The organism is Blattabacterium cuenoti (assembly GCF_014251635.1).
Taxonomy (GTDB): domain Bacteria; phylum Bacteroidota; class Bacteroidia; order Flavobacteriales; family Blattabacteriaceae; genus Blattabacterium; species Blattabacterium cuenoti_S.
This window is the reverse complement of record NZ_CP059194.1, coordinates 490,665-508,239: the sequence shown is the minus strand read 5'-3', so window position 1 is coordinate 508,239 and position 17,575 is coordinate 490,665. Positions and strand designations below refer to the sequence as shown.

Genomic DNA, 17,575 nt, shown 5'->3' with positions numbered 1-17,575 from the left:
TTTGTTATGAGTAAATAACAAGTTTATCTAATTTTAAAAAAATTCTTTTTTCTCCCGATTTTTGAAATTTTATTAAAGCTATTTGATTCTTATTTTGTAATTCTACAATGGTTCCTGCTCCAAAATTTTTATGAAAAACTTTTGTTCCTTTTTGAATTTCTAAATGTTTAGAATATTCATGTTCATGATTAAAATGATTCAAAGAATTAATTTTATCTTTTTCTGATTTTTCTGATTTATGATTTTCTATATCAATAAAACTTTGATTAAGTTCATTAATAAAACGACTAGGAATATTTTTTTTTTTTTCTCCCCATATAAATCTATATTTTGCATAAGTTAGAACTGCTTTTTTTTGAGCTCGAGTCAAGGCAACATAAAATAAACGACGTTCTTCCTCTATTTTGAACTGATTTTCAAAACTAGATTTTGATGGAAACAAATTTTCTTCTAATCCTACGATAAAAACAATGGAAAATTCTAATCCTTTGGATAAATGAACTGTCATTAATGAAACTTTATCTTTTTCATTTTTTTTATGATTGATATCTTCATCAATTTCCAAATAAAAACATTGTAAAAAACCAAGCAAACTTGTATCTCCATTCTTTTTTAATTTTTCTTGTTCTTTAACATATTGAGATATATAATCAAGTATGTATTGTAAATCTTCATTTTTATTATCATCGTTTTCTTCTAACAAAAGATTTATCACTTTTTTTGCTATTATATATGCATTATTTTGTTCTACACGTAATTTTTCTATTGTAAAAATTAAACTTGTAAAATTATTTTTTGTTTTATTACTTATTTTTAATAAACATTGATAATCTTTAATATTTTTTATTATATTATAAACTGTAGTCTCTTTTTTTTTAGATAAACTTAATATATTTTTTACGATTCTTTGGTTTTTCTTTTTTATAATTCGCAATAAAGATTCTTCATCATTTGAATTCACAATAACTCTAAGATAAGCTAGAAAATCTCTAATCTTTTTTCGTTTTTCGAATGAAATAGATCCATATATATGATATGGAATATTTTTTTTTCTTAGTGAATACTCGATAATATGTGATTGTATATTCGCTCTGTAAAGAATAGCGAAATTTTCGTATCGTAAGTTTGTTTTCTTTTTTATTGAAAGAATATAAGAAGCAATATATTGCGCTTCTTCTAGATCAGAAGAAGCGCAATATATTTTTATTTTTTCTCCTTTTTCATTATTTGTCCATATTTTTTTAAAAATTTGATTTTTATTAAAAGAAATAATGCTATTAGAGGCTTGCACTATATGGTTAGTAGAACGATAATTTTGTTCGAGTCTAAAAATTTTAGCATTATTATAATCAAGATTAAAATTCAAAATATTTGAAATATTAGCTCCACGAAAAGCATAAATACTTTGAGCGTCATCTCCTACTACAAAAAGATTTTTATGTTGAGAAACTAGATTCTTTATGATCGTATATTGAGATAAATTAGTATCTTGATATTCATCAATTAATATATATTTAAATTTTTTTTGATACGTTTTAAGAACGTTTGGAAAATAAAAAAATAAATGATTGGTATAAAGTAAGATATCATCAAAATCTAACGCATTTGCTTGAAAACAACGTTTTGTATAAGATTTATATATTTTGGGAAAAAATTCTAATTTTTTATCTTTATATTTTTTATTATTATATAAATATAAATTATTTTTATATTCAGAAATTCTCTTTCTTATCTCTTTATAATTTAAGGATATATCTATGTTGATTTCTTTTAATATTTGTTTGATAACATTTTCTGAATCTTTATGATCATAAATAGTATAATTTGATTTTAATCCTAACCAATGAGATTCCTTTCTTAAAATGCTGGAAAATACAGAATGAAAAGTTCCTAAAGTTATTTGATCAAAATCTGTATGATTCATCATCATGTTAAAAATACGGGTTTTCATTTCTTTAGCAGCTTTTTTGGTAAAAGTCAAAGCTAATATATCAGAAGAAGATATTCCTATATTTTGAATCATATGAACAATACGGTGTGTAATAACACGAGTTTTTCCTGATCCTGCTCCAGCAATAACCAGTATAGGACCATTAATAGTTTCTATAATTTCTCGTTGAGAACTATTCAGTGAATTCATCTATTTACTCATTTATATTTATAAATTTTCCATTTATTTTTGTAGTATTCAAAAAAAATATTTTTTGTGTTTCTAAAAAAATTAGGATTTTTTTGAAAAAAAATTTTAGCAATTGGAAAAACTTCTTTTATTAACTTATGATCTTTGATCAGATTTACAATACGTAAATAATTTTTTCCACTTTGTTTAGTTCCTATTAAATCTCCACCACCACGTAGTTTTAGATCTTCTTTCGCTATTTCTAATCCTTTATTTGTTTCACACATTTTTTTGATCCTAAAAACCCCTTCTACACTAATTTTCTGATCGGTAATAAGAATACAATAACTTTGATGCCCCCCTCTTCCTACTCTTCCTCTTAATTGATGCAATTGAGATAATCCGAAAAAATCTGCATTTTCTATTAAAATAACTGATGCATTCGGGACGTTTACTCCTACTTCTATAACTGTAGTTGCTATTAGAATTTTAGTTTTTCCACGTAAAAATCGGTTAATTTGTATATTTTTTTCTTGAAAATTCATTTCACCATGTAAAATTCCAATTTCATTTTCCAAATTTTTAAATTTCTCTTTAATTTCCTGATATCCTTTCATTAAATTTTTATACTTTAAAGAAGTATTTATAGTGGGATATATAATATAAACTTGCCTCCCTATAAAAATTTGATCTTTAACGATTTTAAAAGCTTGATCTCTATTTTTATTCCAAAAATGAATAGTTTTAATAGGTTTTCTCCCTAAAGGCAATTTTTTTATAATAGAAATATTTAAATCATGGTAAATAATTTTTGCTAAGGTTCTAGGAATAGGAGTAGCAGTCATAATTAAAATATGAGGAAGATGATCATCTTTTTGCCAAATTTTATCTCTTTGTTCTACTCCAAAACGTTGTTCTTCATCTATTATTGCTAATCCAAGATTTCGAAATTGAACTTTTTCTTGAATTAAAGAATGTGTTCCTATTACAATAGAGACTTTTCCTGTTAATATTTCATAATAGAGAGACTTTCGTCTAGAATTAGAAATAGAACTTGTCAATAAGGCTATTTTAATTCCAATTTTTGAAAACATTTTCCTTATATAATAATAATGCTGTATTGCTAAAACTTCAGTAGGAGCCATCAAGCAAGATTGAAAACCGTTATCTAAAGCCACAAGCATTGATAACATAGCTATGATAGTTTTCCCACATCCTACTTCTCCTTGTAATAATCGATTCATTTGAGTAGGTTTTTTCAAATCGTTCCATATTTCTTTGAAGACTTTTTTTTGCTCTCCTGTTAGAGTGAAGGGGAGAAAATATTTGTAAAAATTATAAAAATTCTTACCTAATTTCGTAAAAGGAGAACTATGTGCTATTTTTTTTTTCGATAAAAAAAATAATTTCAATATAAATAACTCTTCAAATTTTAAAGAATATTGTGCTTGTAATAAGGAATCTAAAGACTCTGGAAAATGAATTTGAATTAAGGCTTTTTTTCTTGACATTAATTTTTTATTAATATTAAGAAAATCTTTAAAAAAAAACTCATTTATATTATTTTTTAACTCTTTTATGATATTTTGTAATAAATTGATCATAAAAAAATTATTTATTCCTTCTTCTTTTAAATTTTTAGTAATATGATATACAGGATATATCGAATAATTCTTTACTGAAGAAGAAAATTCTTCAATGTTTGGATGAATGATTTGAATTTTTTTTTGAAAATATTTAACTCTTCCAGAAACTATTACTGTAATATTTTTTGTGATATTTCTTATAAAATTATTTTTTTGAAACCAAACTAACTCAATAGAACCCGTATCGTCTTCCAGACGTCCTATTAACATTTTCCCTTTTTTACTTTTATAGTTTATTTCTTCAACCTTAGTGATTTTACCTAGTATTCTTACAAAATCATGATTATTATTTGACAATCCTGATATGTTTTTTAATGTAGATAAATGGATATATCCCTTAGGATAAAAAGAAAGTACATCTTCGTATGTATACAGGTTTAATTCAGTATTAAATAAGTAAGTTTTTTTTAAACTTAATCCTTTTAAATATCTTATAGATTTTTTTAGAATATTGCAGGACATAAATAAAAGTAAATTATAATCCGTTATATATCAAAAAATACTTAATTTTGTTGATTTTAAAGGACATTTAGCTCAGTAGGTTTAGAGCACTACTTTGACAGAGTAGAGGTCATCGGTTCAAATCCGATAATGTCCACAAGAATTATTTACTAAGTTTTTTATGATCTTAATTACCACTGTTAGAGAAGGAGAATCAATTGATAAAGCTTTGAAAAAATGTAAAAAAAAATTTGATAAAACTCGTGTTTTAAAAGAGTTTAGAGAAAAACAACAATATATAAAACCTTCTGAAGGAAGAAGAAATGAAATATTGAGAGCAAAATATAGAGAACGTATGAAATTGAAAAAAGAAGAATAGACTTCATATTTTTATGGTAGATGAAAAAAGAATAATCTATGGTTTGATAGGAAGAGATATAAAATATTCTTTTTCTAGAAAATTTTTTTTAGAAAAATTTAAAAGAGAATCAATTGTAAATGTAGATTATGAAATTTTTGATATTCCAAAAATAGAAAATGTATCGTTTATATTTCAAAATCCTTATTTAAAAGGATGTAATGTAACTATCCCTTATAAAACAAGTGTTATTCCTTTTTTAACCAAAATAACGCCTGAAGCAAAATCTATAGGATCTGTGAATGTAATAAAAATTAATAATAAATGTAGAACGGGATTCAATACAGATGTATTGGGGTTTGAGTATTCTTTTCAAAAAAATTTGAATCGGTTTGTAAATAAAAAAAATTTAAAAGCATTGGTTTTAGGAAGTGGAGGGGTATCTAAAACAATTTCATTTGTTTTAAAAAAATTACAAATCCCATATCAATGTGTTTCTAGAAAAAAAAATATAGGTTTTTTAGTTTATGAAGATATAAATCAAAGTTTATTGAAAGAATATAAAATTATCATTAATTGTACTCCTGTAGGAACATATCCTGATATCAATTCATGTCCATATTTGCCTTATCAATATGTTTCTTCCGAACATTATTTTTATGACTTAGTTTACAACCCAAATAAAACCTTATTCTTAAGAAATGCAGAAAAAAAGGGGGCTTTAATAAAAAATGGATTAGAAATGTTATATATTCAAGCGGAGGAGTCTTGGAAAATTTGGAAAAACAATAAGATTCATGAAATATAAAGAAATTTTTATGAAAAGAGCTATTCAATTAGCTAAATATGGATTAGGACTTACCTCCCCAAATCCTATGGTTGGATGTGTGATAGAAAGAAATGGTATCATTTTGTCAGAAGGATGGCATTATAAAAAGGAAATGTATCATGCTGAATTTTTAGCTATTAATAATATAAAAGATGAATGTTTATTGTTTAATTGTACTTTATATGTAACATTAGAACCATGTGTTCATTTTGGAGAGACCCCTCCTTGTGTTGATTTGATAATTAAAAAAAATATTCCAAGAGTCGTAGTAGGAATACAAGATCCTTGTGATAAAGTAAAAGGATTAGGAATAAAAAAATTAAAGAAATATGGAATTGAAGTTATAGAAAACGTTTTAATGGATAAATGTAGAATTTTAAATAAACGTTTTTTTACTTTCTATGAAAAAAATCGTCCTTATATCATTTTAAAATGGGCACAAAGTAATGATGGTTTTATATATTCAGAAAATATAAAAGATAATCGGATTAGCGGAATACATGCTAGACAACTTAATCACAAATGGAGATCTGAGGAAGATGGAATTTTAGTAGGAAGAAAAACTGTATTGAACGATAATCCAAAGTTAAATGTTAGAAAATGGTTTGGTAAAAATCCTGTTAGAATTTTTATTGATCAAAAACTAAGTATTTCTAATTCTCATTTTATTTTAGATGGGTCTCAGTATACTATTGTATTTACGGAAAAACAAAAAAAAAATCAAGAGAATATAGAATATATTCAAATCTCTTTTGAAAAGAAAATAATAAATCAAATATTAAATTTTTTACACAAAAAAAAAATATTATCTTTAATAGTAGAAGGAGGAAAAAAAACTTTAGAAAATTTTATACAAGAAAATATTTGGGATGAATGTCGTACTTTTATATGCGATGTAGTATTAAAAAGTGGCCTAAAAGCACCTGAAATAACTGAAATAAAAGGAATAGTATCGAAAAAAATGAATCTAAATAAAGATCAACTGATTATTAAACTGAATTATCAATTCAAAAATTGAAGTGTATCGATTTTATCCGCATAGTCTTCTAGTTTTGGATACTGAGTTTTTCCAAAAGGGATTTCTTCTTCTAAAAAATTTTTAGATACTACACATTGCATACGGTTATTATTTTCTAAAATTGTTTTTTTTAGCTCATTTAAATTATTATAAAATTCATAATAAACTACAGATATTGGACTATGATAATTTTTTTCTTCTTTGAAAAGAACGAAATGATTTTTTTGAAAACGAACTTTGTCCATACTAAAAATAGATAGATAATATTTATAATTATCTGTATACTTATAATTTTTTGTAATATATTCAGATATAAATGATTTTTTTAAAATTAAATGAACATCGTAATTATGCGGTATAAATATTTTTCCTACATTTCTACATCCCCTTCCTGAATAAGTTAATATATCTCTATTTAAAGAAATTAATTCCTCTTCTGTTTCAGTTCCTTGTAATACAGCGACAGAAGTTCTATTTTTTCTTAGCAAAAGAGGATATTTTCTAAAATAATATTCAAAATAACGGGCTGTGTTATTGTTTCCAGTAGCTATTACATAATCAAATTTTTCACGAAAAATGTTATTTGTAAATTTTATTTTATTTTTTAATGTGGGTTTTTCATTTATTATTATTTTACATAAAAATGGAAGTAGTAAATTATCTTCTTCAGATAATTTAATTATGATCTTATGTCCTGATAAAATAACGCATAAAAAATCATGAAATCCTACCATTGGTACATTTCCTGGCATAATAACAAGAATTTTTTTAGGTTTTTTCTTTGTATTCGTAAAAGAGTATTTACTCATCCAATATTCTAATTTTTCTTTTTGAAGAATTTTTCCCCATTGATCAAAAGTTATTAATAAATCCTCTATTCTAAACCAGTTATTTGCAATAGTTGTCTTTTTAATAATTTTTTGAAAAATAGGAAAAAATTTTTTATAATATTTGGATAAATATTTTTCATATGCATAAAATTCCTTAACTTCTTTAAGAAAATGTCCTAACTTATCAAAAGTTTGAATCATTATTTTTAATTTTTCAAATTCAATGTCCATAAAAATTACAGAAAAATGTATAAATTGTGGTGCCTGTGAACCCGAATGTCCTAATCAAGCAATTTATGAAGGAGGAAAAAAATGGAGAATGTCAGATGGGACTTCTTTAAAGAAAAAAAATAAAATATTGGATCCGAATATATTTCAAGAGCCCAAAAAAAAAGATATATATTTTATTGTTCCAGAAAAATGTACAGAATGTGTAGGGTTTTATGAAGAACCACAATGTGTTATAGTTTGCCCAGTTCAATGTTGTATTCCAGATAAAAAAAATTCTGAGGATAAAGATAAACTTATTAAAAAAAAGAATTTTTTGCATGGAAGTCTTAGTTAATTAATTTATGACACTAGTAGGAGTAGAAAATAGGAATTGGAGCTCCTTATTAAAGGATGAATATCATAAACCTTATTTTATAAAACTATTAAAGATTCTTAGGGTTGAGTATAATCGTTTTATTTGTTTTCCTAAGCAAGAAAATATTTTTTCTTGTTTCAAATATTGTTCTTTTCAAAAATTAAAAGTAGTTATTATAGGACAAGATCCTTACCATAAAAAGGATCAAGCTGATGGTCTTTGTTTTTCTGTTCCTGATGGGGCCCCTTTTCCTCCTTCATTAAAAAATATATTTACAGAAGTGAATAATTGTTTTAATTATAATAAATACCCTATTAGTGGATCTTTAATTCATTGGGCGAAACAAGGAGTCTTATTGTTAAATTCAATATTAACAGTCAGAAAAGACTGTCCCTTATCTCATAAAAATATAGGATGGGAATTTTTTACAGACGTAATAATACGAACTGTTTCTAATAGAAAAAAAAACATAGTTTTTCTTTTATGGGGGAAACATGCTCAAAAAAAAATATCTTTAATTAACTCTTTTCATAATCATTACATTCTAAAAACTTCTCATCCATCTCCTTTTTCTGCTCATATGGGTTTTTTGGGATCTAAACATTTTGAAAAAACCAATACTTTTTTAAAAAAAGTAGGAATAGAAACTATTTTTTGGAGTTAGAGTAGAGTTAAAAGTATTTTCACTTTACATATGTATAGAACGATTTTCAAAATTAAGTAAAGCTGCTTCTTTGAATGCTTCACTGAAAGTGGGATGAGGATGGCAGATTCTATATATATCCTCTGAAGAGGATCTAAATTCCATAGCCACAGATGCTTCCATAATCATATCTGCAGCGTGATCTCCAATTATATGAACTCCTAAAATCTCATCTGTTTTTTTGTGGGAGATCATTTTTAAGAACCCGTCTGTACAGCCACTTGTTCTAGCCCTTCCTAATATTTTCATAGGAAAAATTCCTATATTGCATTCTATTTTATCTTTTTTAATATCATTTTCTGATCTTCCAACACTGGCCACTTCAGGATAAGTATAAATTATTGATGGGATTAAGTCGTAATTTAATTTGTTTGGTTTTTTCCCCGCTATATGTTCTACTACATATAACCCTTCTTCTTCAGCCTTATGGGCTAACATTTTTCCTCCTATAACGTCTCCTATAGCATATATATTGTTAATGGAAGTTTGTAAATCATCGTTTACAGATATAAATCCTTTTTGATTTATTTTTATTTTTATATTTTCTAATCCCATATTTTTTGTATACGGGGTTCTTCCTATTGATAGAAGACAATAATTTCCTATGAAATTAACTTCTTTTCCATTATGATATTTAGCTAAAACAGATATTTCTTCATCATTTTTTTTAAATATACTGGTAACAGATAAAGAAGTCTCTATTTGAATGGATGATTTTTCTAATATTTTTCGTATTTCTTGACTTAAAGAATTATCCATATTTGATATAATTTTATCCATAGTTTCTATGATGATAATTTTACTTCCTAGTCTATTAAAAATAGAACCTAACTCTAATCCAATTATTCCTCCTCCAATTATGATTAATTTTTTTGGAATTTCTTTTAAATTAAGAGCTTCTGTTGAAGAAATAATTCTATTTTCTATATTAAAATTTAATTGGGATAAACATAAAGGTTTAGATCCTGTGGATATTATGCAATATTTAAATTGTATTTTTTTTTCTTTTTCCAAAGATTTTATATCTGTTACAGACAGAATATTTTTGGTTTTAAATGATCCGATTCCTTGATACAAATCAATTTTATTTTTTTTCATTAAATATTTTATTCCATTATTTATATTTTCTACTATTTTGTTTTTTCTATCCATCATTTTTCTGAAATCCATAAATAATTTTTCAAAAAAAATTCCATGTGAAGAATATTTTTTTTTAGCTAGAAAAAAATATTTAGAAGAATCTAAAAGAGATTTAGAAGGTATACAGCCTACATTTAAACATGTTCCACCTAATTTTTGATACTTTTCTATAATAGCTGTCCGGAGTCCCAATTGACTTGCTCTAATAGCGGATATATATCCTCCTGGTCCAGATCCAATAATAACAAGATCATATAAATTCTTCATCATATATAATTTTTAAATTTTGAATAAAAAAAAATAGATAAAGTAAAGTTACATACATAATTTCTATATTCCTATTATATTATTTATATTATGATTATGATATATTACATATTTAATATGTATGCGAAAATAAGCGGAGCGACTATGGTAGCATCTGATTCAATGATAAATTTTGGAGTATCTTTATCTAGTTTTCCCCAAGTAATTTTTTCATTAGGAATAGCCCCAGAATAAGATCCATAACTGGTTGTTGAATCAGAAATTTGACAAAAATAAGACCAAAACGGAGTAGGATTAAATCCTATATCTTGAGATAACATAGGGACCACACAAATAGGAAAATCTCCTGATATACCTCCCCCAATTTGAAAAAAACCTATTTTATGTTTTATGGATTCTTTTTGATACCATTTTGCTAAAAATATCATATATTCAATTCCGCTTTTTACAAGGAAAGGTTGAAATAGTTTTTTCATACAATATGAAGAAAAAATATTTCCTATTGTGCTATCTTCCCATCCTGGAACTATTAGGGGAATATTTTTTTTTGCTGCAGCTAATACCCAACTGTTTTCTGAATCTATATTGTAATAAGGTTCTAAAATATTATCTAATAATAATTGATAAATGTATTCATGAGGAAAATAACGTTCTGATTTTTCTTTAGCTCTTATCCATACTTTTAAAATATGTTTTTGTAATTCTTTAAAAGCTTGTTCTTCTGGAATACAAGTATCTGTTACCCTGTAATAACCTTTTTTTAGAAAATTTTTTTCCTCATCAGGAGTTAAATCTCTGTAATGAGGTATTTTTTTGTAATGAGAATGAGCGATCAAATTTAATATATCTTCTTCCAAATTAGCTCCTGTACAAGAGATAATATGGACTTTATCTTTTCGAATCATTTCAGATAATATTTTTCCTAATTCTGCAGTACTCATTGCTCCTGCTAGTGTAATCATCATTTTTCCATCATTTTGAATATGATATTTATATGCTTTAGCTGCTTCTGATAAAGTTAAAGCATTAAAATGAAGAAAATATTTTTCAATAAAATAAGTAATAGGAGAGTCTTTCATAATTTTTATTATTTTATCTAGCTATCTAGCTATTTGTACAGCTCGAGTTTCTCTAATCACTGTCACTTTAATTTGACCAGGATAAGTCATTTCGTTTTTTATTTTTTCTGTTATATCACAAGATAATTGAAAAGCTTTCTTATCATCGATTTTATCACTTTCAACTAATACACGTAATTCTCTTCCTGCTTGTATCGCAAAAGCTTTATTTACTCCATCAAAACTAAACGCTATATCTTCCAAATTTTTTAGCCTTTTTGAATAAGATTCAAAAGAATTTCTTCTGACTCCAGGACGAGCCCCACTAATAGAATCTGAAACTTGTATTATAGGAGATATTAAGAATTTCATTTCTATTTCATCATGATGTGAGCCTATGGCATTACAAACTTCCATATTTTCTCCATATTTTTCTGCCCATTGCATTCCTAGAATTGCATGAGGGAGTTCTGATTCATTTTCAGGTACTTTTCCTATATCATGTAATAATCCAGCGCGTTTTGCTAATTTTGAATTCAATCCCAATTCAGATGCCAATATTCCTGATAAATGAGAAACTTCACGAGAATGCTGTAAAAGATTTTGTCCATAAGAAGAACGATATTTCATTCTTCCTACCATACGAATTAATTCAGGATGGATTCCATGAATCCCTAAATCTATAATATTTTTTTTTCCTACTTCTATTATTTCTTCTTCAATTTGTTTTTCTGTTTTTGCTACTATTTCTTCAATTCTAGCTGGATGTATACGTCCATCTATAACTAACTTATGAAGAGCTAATCGAGCTATTTCTCTTCGTATAGGATTAAAACAAGATAAAAGAATTGCTTCTGGAGTATCGTCTACAATAATTTCTACTCCTGTAGCTTTTTCTAAAGCTCTTATATTCCTTCCTTCTCGTCCTATGATACGGCCTTTAACATCATCTGATTCTATGTGAAAAACGGAAACAGCATTTTCAACAGCCTGTTCAGTTCCAATTCTTTGAATAGCTTGAATGATAATTTTTTTTGCCTCCATTTTTGCAGTTAGTTGTGATTCTTCTATAATGTTTTGTATATGAGTTTGTGCTTTTGTTTTTGCTTCTCCTTTAAGAATTTCTATTAATTCATTTTTAGCTTCTTCAGAAGAATAATTAGATATTTTTTCAAGTAATTCTACTTGTTGAGTATGCATATTTTCAAATTCTTCTTGTTTCTTTTTAAGAGTTTTATATTTTTTTTCGTAATCATGTATTTGTGTTTCTAAACGATTATTTTTTTTAAAATATATTTCTATTTCTTTAGATAATCTATTTTCTTTTTCTCTTTTTTTATTTTCTATATCAATTATTTTTTTTTCTCTTAAATAAATATCTTTTTCATGTTTAGATTTAAGTTCTATAAATTTTTCTTTTGCTTGAAGCATTTTCTTTTCTTTTATGGATTCTCCTTCTTTTTCTGCATTTTTTATGATATTTTTAGCCTGAAAATTAGCTTTTTCTAATAATTGAATATATTTTTTTAATATAGTTTTTTTCCCAAAAAAATAACATGTAATAATTCCAATCAGAAACCCCATTAGGACCGAAAATCCAACATTTATTTTCATATTCACTCAATTTAAATAAAAATAAAATAGACATTTTAATAACATTATTATTAAAACAACAAATATTTAATAAAATCTATCAAGTTTTTTTTATGAAGACTTTCAAAATATTTTGAATTAATCCCAATATAATATGATAAATATACAAAATTAAAGATGAGATTTTTTATTAAAAAATATTTTTAACAAACAGAATTTGAATACATTATATATTTGTATATATATGTAAAATTTTCAATAGTAGATGACACGAGCATATTTGGATAACGCAGCTTCTACTCCTATAAGAGATGAAGTTGTTAAAGTAATAACTCATACATTAAAATACTCATTAGGGAATCCTTCTTCTGTGCAACATAGTTATGGAAGAGAAGCTCGTTCAATTTTAGAGGAATCTAGAATTTGTATAGCTAAAAATATTAAAGCATCTCCTTCTGAGATTATTTTTACTTCTGGAGGAACTGAAGCTAATAATCTTGTATTAAGGTCTTCAGTTTTAGATTTAGGAATTAGACATATTATAACTTCACAATTAGAACACCCATCTGTCTTACAAACTATTATATATCTATCTGTTAGATACAAAATATCTGTAGATTTTATTTCAATTAATGAAAAAGGAATATTAGATTTTAATAATATGGAAGAAATATTAAAAAAAAATGTATATAAAAAAACACTTGTGAGTTTAATGTACGCCAATAATGAAATTGGAAATTTATTAGAGGTAGATCAAGTAATTTTTTTATGTAAAAAATATAATGCTTATTTTCATTCAGATACCATACAAGTTATAGGTAATATTCCTATTAATATGGAAAAATTAAATTTTGATTTTGCTACTGCAAGTGCACATAAATTTTATGGTCCAAAAGGAATAGGTTTTGTTTTTATAAGAAATAATATTTTAAAAAAAATAAAACCTTTCATTACTGGTGGGGGGCAAGAAAATGGAATTCGTTCAGGTACTGAAAATATACATGGAATTGCTGGATTATCAGAAGCTTTACGTTTATCTTGTTGCAATTTTGCAAGTTATATAAAAAAAATGCAATATTTAAAATCTTATTGTATTTCAGAATTACAAAAAATAATTCCCAATATTATTTTCAATGGGTTATCATCTCATCCTGAAAAAAGCATTCCTTCTATATTAAATTTTTTATATCCAACAAAAAAAGATCATTTATTATATTTTCATTTAGATTTAATGGGGGTTTCTGTTTCTAAAGGAAGTTCTTGCAACAGCAAAAAAAAAAGATCTCACGTAATTCAATCTATTATAACAGATAGATGTTTGTTGAATAAAACAATGCCTATTAGAATTTCTTTTGGAATTTTTAATGAAAAAAAAGATATAGATTTGCTTGTGAAAGCCTTGCAGAAAATTGGAAAATGAAACGATTTATATAAAATATTTCGAATATCTTATTTATATTTACTTATAAATAATAAATTATGAATTTCAATCGGTGAATCGTTACAATTTTTTTCAATCCTCCATTGGAAAGAAAGTGGTCATGGCTACTACAGGAGTTTTTTTAATGATTTTTTTACTGTTGCATTTAAGTGTGAATTTGTTTCTTTTTTCGGGAGAAAAAGCATTTAACGAAGCTGTTTATTTCATGAGAAAAAATATGTTTATTCGAATAATGGAATATGTTCTTGCTTTAGGTTTTATCATTCATATTTTATTAGGAGTTAAACTACATTTAGAAAATAGAAAGATAAAAGGAGAAATTGATTATGCTATGAATACTTATTTAACGACTCCATTTAGTAGTCGTACAATGGTATATACAGGAATTTTAATTTTATGTTTTTTAGTTTTACATCTTATCAATTTTATGATTCCTATGAAGTATTCAAATCATCTAATTTCTGATTATAATATAGTAGTTTCTTTATTCAAAAATCCTTTTTATACATTGATATATGTATTTTCATTTTTTATTTTAGGAATTCATTTAAATCATGGATTTAAATCTTCTTTTCAATCTTTTGGCCTATCTAATAAAAAAAGATTGGCTTGGATACAGAAGTTTGGTTCTTTATATCTATGGTTTATTTGTTCTGGATTTTCTATTATTGCTATTTGGTTTTTTTTTAATGATAGAGTAAGATAATTAACATTTTTTGATGAAAAAGACCTTTAATCTCAATTCAAAAATTCCAGTTAGTCCGTTAACTCATAAATGGGAAGATCATAAATCTACTTTAAAATTAGTCTCTCCAAACAATAGATCCAATATAGAAATCATTGTTGTAGGGACAGGACTTGCTGGGAGCTCAGCTGCCGCTTCTTTATCAGAATTAGGATATAGAGTTAAAGCTTTTTGTTACCAAGATTCTCCAAGAAGAGCGCATTCTGTAGCTGCACAAGGTGGTATTAATGCATCTAAAAATTATAAAGGAGATAATGATTCGATTTATCAACTTTTTTATGATACAATTAAAGGTGGAGATTATAGATCTAGAGAAGCAAATGTTTATCGTTTAGCAGAGATTTCATCTAATATTATAGATCAGTGTGTAGCCCAAGGCGTTCCATTTGCTCGTGATTATGCTGGATATTTAGAAACTAGATCTTTTGGTGGAACAAAAGTGTCTAGAACTTTTTATGCGAAGGGACAAACAGGACAACAGCTTCTATTATCATGCTATTCTTCTATGTCTAGACAAATAGGAATGGGAAGAATCAAGATGTATAACCGTCATGAAATGTTAGATTTAGTTATTGTGGATGGTGTTGCCAAAGGCGTTATTGCAAGAAATCTTATTTCTGGAAAAATAGAAAGACATGCAGCGCATGCTATAGTTATAGCTTCAGGAGGGTATGGTAATATATTTTTTTTATCTACCAATGCAATGGGCTCTAATGCAAGTGCTATATGGAAGGTTCACAAAAGAGGAGGTTTTTTTGCTAATCCTTCTTACACTCAAATACATCCTACTTGCATTCCAGTACATGGAGATTATCAATCTAAATTAACATTAATGTCTGAATCATTGAGAAATGATGGAAGAATATGGGTGCCTAAGAAACTAGAAGATGCTATTTCTATCCGTAATGGGGCTAAAAAGCCTGAGGATATAAGTGAAGATAATAGAGACTATTATCTTGAAAGACGTTATCCTTCATTTGGAAATCTTGTACCAAGAGATGTTGCTTCTAGAGCCGCTAAAGAACGTTGTGATAAAGGATTTGGAATAGAAAATAATGAAACTAAAGAAGGCGTATTTTTAGATTTTAGTTTTTCTATAGAAAAATATGGAAAAGAAAAAGCAAATGAATTTGGGATTAAAAAACCCAGTTCATGGGATAAAAAAAAATTAGGAAAAAAAATAATGGAATCTAAATATGGAAATTTATTTCACATGTATGAAAAAATTACGAATAATAATCCTTATCAAACTCCGATGAAAATTTATCCCGCGGTACATTATACAATGGGAGGCTTGTGGGTTGATTACAATTTAATGTCCTCTATTCCTGGATGTTATGTTTTAGGAGAAGCAAATTTTTCTGACCATGGAGCAAATAGACTTGGAGCTTCCGCATTAATGCAGGGATTAGCTGATGGCTATTTTATTTTACCATATACCATATCAGATTATTTATCTGAATGTATTACAGAAAAAATATCGACAAAACATATAGCTTTTCAGCTATCAGAAAAAAATGTAAGAAATAGAATTAAAAAACTTATTCAAAATCATGGAAACATACCTGTTGATTTTTTTCATAAAAAACTTGGAAATATTATGTGGAAGTATGTAGGAATGAGTAGAAATCATATAGGATTACATAAAGCTATAAAAAAAATACAAGAACTTCGAGATGAATTTTGGAAAAATGTTTTTATTCCCGGAAATATTGATGATGGATTAAACTATGAATTAGAAAAGGCTGGACGTGTAGCAGATTTTTTAGAATTAGGAGAATTAATGGCTATGGATGCTTTGAATAGAAAAGAATCTTGTGGAAGTCATTTTCGTGAAGAATATCAAACAAAAGAAGGGGAAGCCCTTCGTGACGATGTCCATTATAAATATGTTTCTGTATGGGAACATAGTGAAAATCGTCCTATAAGTGAAGAAATTATGCATAAAGAAGATTTAAATTTTACTTTTGTAAAAGTACAGTCACGTTCCTATAAATAAAAATTAATCAAAGATTGTGTATGAAAGAACTTATGAATTTTAAGTTAAAAATATGGAGACAAAAAAATCGTGAGGAAAAGGGTTATTTTAAAACTTATAAAATATATAATATATCTCCTAATAGTTCATTTTTAGAAATGTTAGATCTTTTAAATAATCAGATCGTACACAATAATATACATAATAAGGAAGATTCTTCTCCTATATCATTTGATCATGATTGTCGTGAAGGTATTTGTGGAATGTGCTCTCTATATATTAATGGAAGAGCACATGGGCCAGATAATTTAATTACCACCTGTCAACTTCATATGCGTCATTTTCATGATGGAGAAACTATATATATAGAACCTTGGAGAGCTAGACCTTTTCCTATAATTAAAGATCTTATTGTAGATAGATCTTCTTTTGATAGGATTATTATGTCAGGTGGATATATTTCTGTAAATACGTTTGGAAAAACAATAGATGGAAATATGATTCCAATTCCAAAAGATCAAGCAGATAAAGCTTTTGATGCAGCTACGTGTATTGGTTGTGGAGCATGCGTTGCCGCATGCAAAAATAGATCGGCAATGCTATTTGTGTCATCAAAAGTTTCTCAATTTGCTTTATTACCTCAAGGAAAAATAGAGAGAAAAAAAAGAGTTATGAATATGATAAAAAAAATGGATGAGGAAGGATTTGGTAGTTGTACTAATACTGGAGCATGTGAAGTTGAATGTCCGAAAGGAATATCCACAGAATATATTTCTTTTATGAATCGTGAGTATATTCAATCATTTACTCTTTAATTATTTTT

The 17,575-nt window shown here is 26.2% G+C and carries 15 protein-coding genes and 1 tRNA gene; 10 read left to right on the top strand and 6 right to left on the bottom strand.

The annotated features are described in order from the left end of the window. Positions 1 to 4: 4 nt before the first annotated feature. Both H0H64_RS02495 and recG read right to left on the bottom strand, forming a co-directional pair. Positions 5 to 2,140, bottom strand: coding sequence for an ATP-dependent helicase (locus H0H64_RS02495; protein ID WP_185857219.1), 2,136 nt, complete (start codon positions 2,138 to 2,140; stop codon positions 5 to 7). 8 nt (positions 2,141 to 2,148) lie between these two features. Continuing rightward, positions 2,149 to 4,227 carry an ATP-dependent DNA helicase RecG gene (recG, locus tag H0H64_RS02490; RefSeq protein ID WP_185857218.1) on the bottom strand — a complete coding sequence of 693 codons (2,079 nt, stop codon included), beginning with the start codon at positions 4,225 to 4,227 and terminating at the stop codon, positions 2,149 to 2,151. Positions 4,228 to 4,288: 61 nt separating this feature from the next. On the opposite strand from recG, the gene H0H64_RS02485 reads away from it, so the two are divergent. The 4 genes from H0H64_RS02485 (at position 4,289) to ribD (ending at position 6,411) form a co-directional block, all read left to right on the top strand. Next, positions 4,289 to 4,363, top strand: a tRNA-Val gene (locus H0H64_RS02485). Positions 4,364 to 4,387: 24 nt separating this feature from the next. Then, complete coding sequence (gene rpsU / locus H0H64_RS02480) at positions 4,388 to 4,585, top strand: 30S ribosomal protein S21 (RefSeq protein WP_041936675.1); 198 nt, start codon at positions 4,388 to 4,390, stop codon at positions 4,583 to 4,585. 13 nt (positions 4,586 to 4,598) lie between these two features. Beyond that, entirely contained in the window at positions 4,599 to 5,372 is a 774-nt protein-coding gene (locus H0H64_RS02475; RefSeq protein ID WP_185857217.1) for a shikimate dehydrogenase family protein, read from the top strand. Next, the gene (ribD, locus tag H0H64_RS02470; protein WP_185857216.1) at positions 5,362 to 6,411 is read left to right on the top strand and encodes a bifunctional diaminohydroxyphosphoribosylaminopyrimidine deaminase/5-amino-6-(5-phosphoribosylamino)uracil reductase RibD; all 1,050 of its coding nucleotides are present in this window, start codon (positions 5,362 to 5,364) and stop codon (positions 6,409 to 6,411) included. The genes H0H64_RS02475 and ribD overlap by 11 nt, the downstream gene beginning before the upstream one ends. Here ribD and H0H64_RS02465 read toward each other — a convergent pair. Next, positions 6,396 to 7,442: an acyl-CoA reductase gene (locus H0H64_RS02465; protein WP_185857215.1), complete on the bottom strand. Its 1,047-nt coding sequence runs from the start codon at positions 7,440 to 7,442 to the stop codon at positions 6,396 to 6,398. The genes ribD and H0H64_RS02465 overlap by 16 nt on opposite strands. A 22-nt stretch (positions 7,443 to 7,464) precedes the next feature. Between H0H64_RS02465 and H0H64_RS02460 the strand changes: the two genes are divergently transcribed. After that, positions 7,465 to 7,806: a 4Fe-4S dicluster domain-containing protein gene (locus H0H64_RS02460; RefSeq protein WP_185857214.1), complete on the top strand. Its 342-nt coding sequence runs from the start codon at positions 7,465 to 7,467 to the stop codon at positions 7,804 to 7,806. A 7-nt stretch (positions 7,807 to 7,813) separates the two neighbouring features. Further along, positions 7,814 to 8,491, top strand: a complete 678-nt coding sequence (locus H0H64_RS02455; protein ID WP_185857213.1) for a uracil-DNA glycosylase — start codon at positions 7,814 to 7,816, stop codon at positions 8,489 to 8,491. A 24-nt stretch (positions 8,492 to 8,515) separates the two neighbouring features. On the opposite strand, the gene lpdA is transcribed toward H0H64_RS02455, so the two are convergent. From lpdA to rny, 3 genes are all read right to left on the bottom strand, one after another. Beyond that, the gene (gene lpdA, locus H0H64_RS02450) at positions 8,516 to 9,937 is read right to left on the bottom strand and encodes a dihydrolipoyl dehydrogenase (RefSeq protein WP_185857616.1); all 1,422 of its coding nucleotides are present in this window, start codon (positions 9,935 to 9,937) and stop codon (positions 8,516 to 8,518) included. A gap of 104 nt (positions 9,938 to 10,041) precedes the next feature. Beyond that, positions 10,042 to 11,016 (bottom strand): deoxyhypusine synthase family protein, encoded by a 975-nt coding sequence (locus tag H0H64_RS02445; protein ID WP_185857212.1) that lies wholly within the window; start codon positions 11,014 to 11,016, stop codon positions 10,042 to 10,044. 21 nt (positions 11,017 to 11,037) lie between these two features. Further along, the gene (gene rny, locus H0H64_RS02440; RefSeq protein ID WP_185857211.1) at positions 11,038 to 12,609 is read right to left on the bottom strand and encodes a ribonuclease Y; all 1,572 of its coding nucleotides are present in this window, start codon (positions 12,607 to 12,609) and stop codon (positions 11,038 to 11,040) included. Between the two features lie 244 nt (positions 12,610 to 12,853). On the opposite strand from rny, the gene H0H64_RS02435 reads away from it, so the two are divergent. From H0H64_RS02435 to H0H64_RS02420, 4 genes are all read left to right on the top strand, one after another. Further along, entirely contained in the window at positions 12,854 to 14,008 is a 1,155-nt protein-coding gene (locus tag H0H64_RS02435; RefSeq protein WP_185857210.1) for a cysteine desulfurase family protein, read from the top strand. Positions 14,009 to 14,081: 73 nt separating this feature from the next. Further along, complete coding sequence (locus H0H64_RS02430; RefSeq protein WP_185857209.1) at positions 14,082 to 14,735, top strand: succinate dehydrogenase cytochrome b subunit; 654 nt, start codon at positions 14,082 to 14,084, stop codon at positions 14,733 to 14,735. A 13-nt stretch (positions 14,736 to 14,748) separates the two neighbouring features. Then, the gene (locus H0H64_RS02425; protein ID WP_185857208.1) at positions 14,749 to 16,773 is read left to right on the top strand and encodes a fumarate reductase/succinate dehydrogenase flavoprotein subunit; all 2,025 of its coding nucleotides are present in this window, start codon (positions 14,749 to 14,751) and stop codon (positions 16,771 to 16,773) included. 20 nt (positions 16,774 to 16,793) lie between these two features. Beyond that, the gene (locus H0H64_RS02420) at positions 16,794 to 17,567 is read left to right on the top strand and encodes a succinate dehydrogenase/fumarate reductase iron-sulfur subunit (RefSeq protein WP_185857207.1); all 774 of its coding nucleotides are present in this window, start codon (positions 16,794 to 16,796) and stop codon (positions 17,565 to 17,567) included. Positions 17,568 to 17,575 lie beyond the last annotated feature (8 nt).

Bases quoted from the DNA above. Each gene is read 5' to 3' on its own strand.
- H0H64_RS02465 (WP_185857215.1), bottom strand. From the start codon at position 7,442: ATGATTCAAACTTTTGATAAGTTAGGACATTTTCTTAAAGAAGTTAAG.
- H0H64_RS02460 (WP_185857214.1), top strand. From the start codon at position 7,465: ATGTCCATAAAAATTACAGAAAAATGTATAAATTGTGGTGCCTGTGAA.
- ribD (WP_185857216.1), top strand. From the start codon at position 5,362: ATGAAATATAAAGAAATTTTTATGAAAAGAGCTATTCAATTAGCTAAA.
- H0H64_RS02445 (WP_185857212.1), bottom strand. From the start codon at position 11,016: ATGAAAGACTCTCCTATTACTTATTTTATTGAAAAATATTTTCTTCAT.
- recG (WP_185857218.1), bottom strand. From the start codon at position 4,227: ATGTCCTGCAATATTCTAAAAAAATCTATAAGATATTTAAAAGGATTA.
- H0H64_RS02455 (WP_185857213.1), top strand. From the start codon at position 7,814: ATGACACTAGTAGGAGTAGAAAATAGGAATTGGAGCTCCTTATTAAAG.
- H0H64_RS02420 (WP_185857207.1), top strand. From the start codon at position 16,794: ATGAAAGAACTTATGAATTTTAAGTTAAAAATATGGAGACAAAAAAAT.
- H0H64_RS02495 (WP_185857219.1), bottom strand. From the start codon at position 2,140: ATGAATTCACTGAATAGTTCTCAACGAGAAATTATAGAAACTATTAAT.
- rny (WP_185857211.1), bottom strand. From the start codon at position 12,609: ATGAAAATAAATGTTGGATTTTCGGTCCTAATGGGGTTTCTGATTGGA.
- rpsU (WP_041936675.1), top strand. From the start codon at position 4,388: ATGATCTTAATTACCACTGTTAGAGAAGGAGAATCAATTGATAAAGCT.
- lpdA (WP_185857616.1), bottom strand. From the start codon at position 9,937: ATGAAGAATTTATATGATCTTGTTATTATTGGATCTGGACCAGGAGGA.
- H0H64_RS02475 (WP_185857217.1), top strand. From the start codon at position 4,599: ATGGTAGATGAAAAAAGAATAATCTATGGTTTGATAGGAAGAGATATA.
- H0H64_RS02425 (WP_185857208.1), top strand. From the start codon at position 14,749: ATGAAAAAGACCTTTAATCTCAATTCAAAAATTCCAGTTAGTCCGTTA.
- H0H64_RS02435 (WP_185857210.1), top strand. From the start codon at position 12,854: ATGACACGAGCATATTTGGATAACGCAGCTTCTACTCCTATAAGAGAT.